This is a genomic window from Streptomyces sp. NPDC019890 (assembly GCF_044903445.1).
In the GTDB taxonomy this organism is placed as follows: Bacteria; Actinomycetota; Actinomycetes; order Streptomycetales; family Streptomycetaceae; genus Streptomyces.
The window spans coordinates 1-1,604 of sequence record NZ_JBJDQK010000089.1 but is presented as its reverse complement, the minus strand read 5'-3'; the positions used below and the strand labels follow the sequence as shown (position 1 = coordinate 1,604).

General features: G+C 71.6%; 3 protein-coding genes. 2 read left to right on the top strand and 1 reads right to left on the bottom strand.

The window, feature by feature from the left end:
- On the top strand, nucleotides 1-525 hold a 525-nt coding region (locus ACI2LP_RS34405; protein ID WP_404728467.1), incomplete at its 5' end, for a TOPRIM nucleotidyl transferase/hydrolase domain-containing protein.
- Here ACI2LP_RS34405 and ACI2LP_RS34400 read toward each other — a convergent pair.
- Nucleotides 512-793, bottom strand: coding sequence for a hypothetical protein (locus ACI2LP_RS34400; RefSeq protein WP_404728466.1), 282 nt, complete (start codon nucleotides 791-793; stop codon nucleotides 512-514). The genes ACI2LP_RS34405 and ACI2LP_RS34400 overlap by 14 nt on opposite strands.
- Before the next feature lie 118 nt (nucleotides 794-911).
- Here ACI2LP_RS34400 and ACI2LP_RS34395 point away from each other — a divergent pair.
- Nucleotides 912-1,604: NACHT domain-containing protein (locus tag ACI2LP_RS34395; protein WP_404728465.1), on the top strand; the 693-nt coding region annotated here is incomplete at its 3' end.

The window sequence follows — 1,604 nt, the reverse complement described above, 5'->3', positions numbered from 1 at the left end:
CTGCGGACGGCGGTGCTGCTGGAAGGGCTGAGTGACCTCGCGGCCGTTGAGGCGCTGGCGGCCCGGCATGGCCGTGACCTGGCTGCCGAGGGGGTGTGCGTCGTGCCGATGGGCGGGGCGATGAACGTCGGCCGCTACGCCGGCCTCCTCGGGCCGCCCGGCCTTGGCCTGCGCCTGGCAGGACTGTGCGACGAGGGGGAGCAGCGCTTCTTCGACCTCGGCCTGAAGCGGGCACGGGCGACGCGCCGGGGCTTCTTCGTGTGTGTGAGGGACCTGGAGGACGAGCTCATCCGCGCGCTGGGCACGGCAAGGGTCGAGGAGATCGTCCGGACCCAGGGTGACCTGCGTGCGTGGCAGACCTTCCTTCACCAGCCTGCACACCACGGTCGGCCCCGGCAGCAGCAGTTGCGGCGCTTCCTCGGCACGAAGAAAGGCCGCAAGATCCGCTACGGCCGCCTCCTCGTCGAGGCCCTCGACCCCGAACAGGTACCGACCCCGCTCGACGACCTCCTCACGAGCCTGTGACTCGGTGGACGAGGAGGGCTGTTGTGACGACAGCGGTTGAGCTCGGGTCGTCAATGGCTTGACCGGGTGGCGCCGTCTGGGCAGGCTCCAGCCACGACGGCCCGTGGGGCCGGTCACCGGTGGCCTCATCCTCCTCGGTCACCTCGACGATCCCGTAGAGCCCGCTGACCCCGTACAGGCCGGGCGAGGTCTCGTTCGCCTGACGCACCGTGGCCGCGGGCCGGAAGAGAACGCACAGTCCCGAGTTCCCTATTTGTACCGCGATCATACGGTTGCTGAGCGTATTCTTCGGGCGGGGACGAGGCGCAACGGGGGGCCGTGCAATGCGGTATGGGCGGCGCGGCATGGACGGGATTTGGACGATTCGCGGAGCCTGGGTTGCGGCCGTGCTCGTCACGGGCCTCGTCTTCGTCGTCGCGGGCGCGAACGGCGATCTCTACGAGACCTCGGGCCTGACCTCCGTACTCGGCCTCGTCGTGTCCGTGACCGGACTGGCCGTCTCGCGGATGCGCGAGCGCGCCACGGGCGACAGCCGGACCGCGTCGGACGAACGGCTCGACCGCCTGGCCCGGCAACTGGCCGACGCCGTCGGGGATCAGTGGACCGAGGAGTGGCGGCTGCGCAGGCTTCAGGACCCCGAGCCGATGCCCGTTCGGTGGACCCGGGCCGAGGCTTGGCTGGCCGACCATCAGGAGAACATCGGCGGTCCGGCGGACCTGAGCGACCGGCTGGAGAACGTCACCGCCTTCGTCGACCGGGTGCCGTCACGGCGGCTGGTGGTTCTCGGCGGGCCGGGCGGCGGCAAGACCGTGCTCGCGGTGCGCTACGCCCTGGACGCGCTGGAGCGGTGGCAGCCCGGCGCGCCCGTTCCCGTGGTCTTCCCGCTCGCCGCATGGCAGCCGGACCGCGAGACCCTCAGCGCCTGGATGGCGGCCCATATCGCGCAGACGTACCCGGGTGCCACCTGGGGCGGCGAGCTGCTGGCCGCCGAGCGCATCCTGCCGGTCCTCGACGGTCTCGACGAACTCGCCGCACCTCTGCGGGCCCACGCCGTGCGACGGCTGAACGCGGAGCTGGAC